The organism is Caulobacter sp. SSI4214 (assembly GCF_012184455.1).
GTDB lineage: Bacteria > Pseudomonadota > Alphaproteobacteria > Caulobacterales > Caulobacteraceae > Caulobacter > Caulobacter vibrioides_E.
The window spans coordinates 1-3,063 of the sequence record NZ_SZWJ01000166.1; the positions used below are offsets into that span (position 1 = coordinate 1).

Annotated in this window: 4 protein-coding genes and 1 pseudogene; 3 read left to right on the forward strand and 2 right to left on the reverse strand. The window is 69.7% G+C overall.

Translation table 11 applies throughout. The annotated features are described in order from the left end of the window. Together FCU40_RS22815 and FCU40_RS22820 are read left to right on the forward strand one after the other, a co-directional pair. Window positions 1-350: pseudogene (locus tag FCU40_RS22815) on the forward strand (hypothetical protein); the annotation flags it as partial. A gap of 222 nt (window positions 351-572) precedes the next feature. Continuing rightward, window positions 573-848 carry a YjhX family toxin gene (locus tag FCU40_RS22820; protein ID WP_168078084.1) on the forward strand — a complete coding sequence of 92 codons (276 nt, stop codon included), beginning with the start codon at window positions 573-575 and terminating at the stop codon, window positions 846-848. Between the two features lies 1 nt (window position 849). Here FCU40_RS22820 and rsmD read toward each other — a convergent pair whose 3' ends face one another. Further along, window positions 850-1,416 (reverse strand): 16S rRNA (guanine(966)-N(2))-methyltransferase RsmD, encoded by a 567-nt coding sequence (gene rsmD, locus FCU40_RS22825; RefSeq protein WP_168078086.1) that lies wholly within the window; start codon window positions 1,414-1,416, stop codon window positions 850-852. Beyond that, window positions 1,416-2,042: a TMEM175 family protein gene (locus FCU40_RS22830; RefSeq protein ID WP_168078088.1), complete on the reverse strand. Its 627-nt coding sequence runs from the start codon at window positions 2,040-2,042 to the stop codon at window positions 1,416-1,418. Before FCU40_RS22830 ends, rsmD begins: the two co-directional genes overlap by 1 nt. 123 nt (window positions 2,043-2,165) lie before the next feature. On the opposite strand from FCU40_RS22830, the gene FCU40_RS22835 reads away from it, so the two are divergent. Continuing rightward, window positions 2,166-3,063 (forward strand): CPBP family intramembrane glutamic endopeptidase (locus FCU40_RS22835; protein WP_168078090.1); only part of this gene is annotated, 898 nt, incomplete at its 3' end.

The following is a 3,063-nucleotide window of genomic DNA, read 5'->3' on the forward strand; positions in this document are numbered from 1 at the left end:
TGAACCGGCGCGAGCGCGAGCGGTGCGACGAGCGCTTCGGCGCCGCCAAGCCCAAGGGCGAGCCGTTGCAGGCGATGGACGCGGCCAAGCGCCAGGGCTTCGATGCCCAGGCCGCCGCCCAGGAGGCCTATCGCCGCTATAAAGAAGGCTCGATGGGCCCCGGCGTCGACCACCGTAGTCGCGAGGGCCCCGGCACGATGAAGGAGATCCCCTTCGTCCTGGGCGCCCAGCAGGACGGCCTGGGCCGCGAGCGCCGGGACGTCGTCGATCAGATCCGCCGGGAGCACGACGCCGACGACCGGGCGCGGAAATTCCTCGAACTCCAGAAGAAGGCGGGACAGCGCCCCTGACCGGGCCGGCGGCGGGGCTTGAGCTTTCGCCGCGCTCGCGCCAGTCTGGACGCTCGGTTCAATTCCGTGTGGTTCATGTCAGAGATTGTGCGCGAGGCGCGGGCCTAACAGGCTCCGGACCTCGGTTCGCCGAATTCGTCCGAGGGCGTTTAGGCCCGTCATCCGCCCGCGCGTTCGCTCGGCGGACGCGTGATCGTTTGCCTCGATCTCTCGGACACTCCCTTGAACATCTCAAAACCGCAGCAACGCGTGCTGCACGCCCTGGCCCAGGGCGGCCGCATCGAACTGGAACGCGACGAGAAAGGCCGCGTCGTCTCGGCCGATTGCTACACCCGCGACGGTTGGGCCCTGACCGATGGCACGGTCGCGGTCTTCCAGGCCCTGAAGCGAAAGAAACTGATCGCCAGCCAGGACGGCGGCCCCTACCGGATCACCCGGTTGGGGCTCGGCAATCTTCGCGCCCAGCTCGATAACCGCGTGGGCGCCAAGGCCTGGTAGGTCAGTTCGTCGCCTTGAAGAACAGGACGCGCGCGGCGCCATAGTCGCGCGCGTCGATCTGCTCGAAGCCCTCGAGAACCGGGTCGACCTCGCCCCGGCCGCGCTCGAACATCAGGATCGCGCCGGGGGCCAGCCAGCCGCCGGCGCGCATCTCGGCGACGGCCTTCTCGCCCAGGCCCTTGGCGTAGGGCGGGTCGAGAAAGGCGATGTCGAACGGCGCGCCGGCGCTGGCCGGACGGGGTCCCAGGTCCGTGGCGTCGCGGCGATGGACGCGCGTGACGCCGAACAGGTGCATGGCGTCGATGTTCTCGCGGATCGCGCCGCGCGCGGCGTCGTCCGTCTCGACGAACAGACAGAAGGCCGCGCCGCGCGACAGGGCTTCCAGCCCCAGGGCGCCCGAGCCGGCGAAGACGTCGATGACCCGCGCGCCATGCAGGTCCGGCGCCCAGGCGGCGTGCTCCAGGATGTTGAACACGGCCTGGCGGGCGCGGTCGGAGGTGGGTCGGGTGGCCTCGCCCGGCGGGGCGACGATGGCCTTGCCCTTGTGCTGGCCCGAGACGATTCGCATCAGGCGGCCGTTTCCTTGGCGGGCCGGGGCGTCAGGCGACGGCCGACCAGGTTGAGGCCGATCACCAGCGCCGCCATCAGAGCCCAGCCCCACGGCTTGACCAAGCTGAAGATCGTCAGGCCGCACATCAGGCCGGGCAGCAGCGCCACCCGCAACAGCACGAACACGGCCTCGCTGACCGGCATCGGCTCGGTCAGCTTGCCGACGAAGGCCGCGTAGGCCCAGACCAGCCCCATCGCCAGACCGATGAGCGCCACGTGGCCGACATAGACCACCACGGCTTCGCCGTCGTGCTTCTCCCAGAGGAGCTCGGTGACCATCGGCAGCAGGGCGATCAGGCCCAGCACCAAAAGATTGAAGACGTCCAAGCCGCCATTGGCCCGCGCCAGGCGGGAGAACACCCGGCGGTGGCTGAACCAGCAGACCCCCACCACCGCGAACGATACGGCATAGGCGGTCAGCTTGGGCCCCATCTGGACGAAGAGATCGGCGATCCCGCGCCAGTGATGCGGCGGATGGATCTCGATGGCCAGCAAGGTGATCGCGATCGCGAAGACGGCGTCCGAGAAAAGCACCAGCCGGTGCAGATGGCCGGGGCTGGCGTCGCCCGAATTCGTGTCACTCATGCTTGGCCCCTTACATCGCGTAACGGGATGTGTGCCGTCCCCGTCGCCTCGCGGCAAGCGGGTGCTTTACAAGATCGCGGTCGCCCCCTCTTAGTCGGGGCGAAGGGAAGAGGCGAACGCACGATGGGCATGGGCGAGATCATGGAGGCGGCGAAGCGCTCGCGCTTTCTGTCCGACCTGTCGCCCTTCGACCGCGATGCGTGGCGAAGCGTCTTCGCCGTGCCGGTCGGCGTGCTGGCCGGGGCCGTGGGCGCGCTGCTGGGCGCGGTGTCGGCGGCGCTGATCGTCCTGCTGATCGTCAGCGGCCTGGATGGCGCGCCGGCGGCGTCCGATCTGTTCAAGGTGCTGTCCGACCCGAACCTGACCGAGCCGACGGCGCGGCAGTCGCTGTTCATCCTGTCGGCCCTGGTCGGCGTCAATCTGGGGGCGGCCGTCGGCTTCGTCGCCGCGGCCGGCGCGATCCACCACCGCAAGATCATCGACTATGTCAACGACGGCGAGCCGATCCGCTGGCGGCTGATGCTGGGCGGACTGCTGCTGGTCGGGACGGTGATGAGCACGGCCGTCGGCGTCTCCAGCCTGATGGGCCAGACGATCGATCCGCCGCTGCTGAAGATGTCGCCGAACCTGGTCGGCCGCGCCTTCTACGCCGCCCTGGCGATCGGCCTGCTGATCCTGGCCGCCGCCGCCGAGGAGCTGGTGTTCCGAGGCTGGCTGCTGAAGCAGAGCGCCGCCTACGCGCGCGACCCGATCGTGCTGATGATCCTGAACGGCCTGCTGTTCGCCGCCGTCCACCTGGACCCCAATCTCGACGCCTTCCTGATCCGCGCGGCCATGGGCGCGGGCCTGACCTGGATGGCCCTGCGCCTGGGCGGCATCGAGCTGGGCATCGGCGCCCACGCCGCCAACAACGCCGTGATCCTGCTGCTGCTGCGGCCGATGACGACGCGCCCTGACGCGCCGCACGAGTTCAAGGCCGGGCTGATCGCCAGCGCCCTGGTCGTGCTGGCCGGCTTCATCG

Excerpts from the sequence above, each read along its gene's own strand:
- FCU40_RS22830 (WP_168078088.1), bottom strand. The coding sequence starts at position 2,042 with ATGAGTGACACGAATTCGGGCGACGCCAGCCCCGGCCATCTGCACCGG.
- rsmD (WP_168078086.1), bottom strand. The coding sequence starts at position 1,416 with ATGCGAATCGTCTCGGGCCAGCACAAGGGCAAGGCCATCGTCGCCCCG.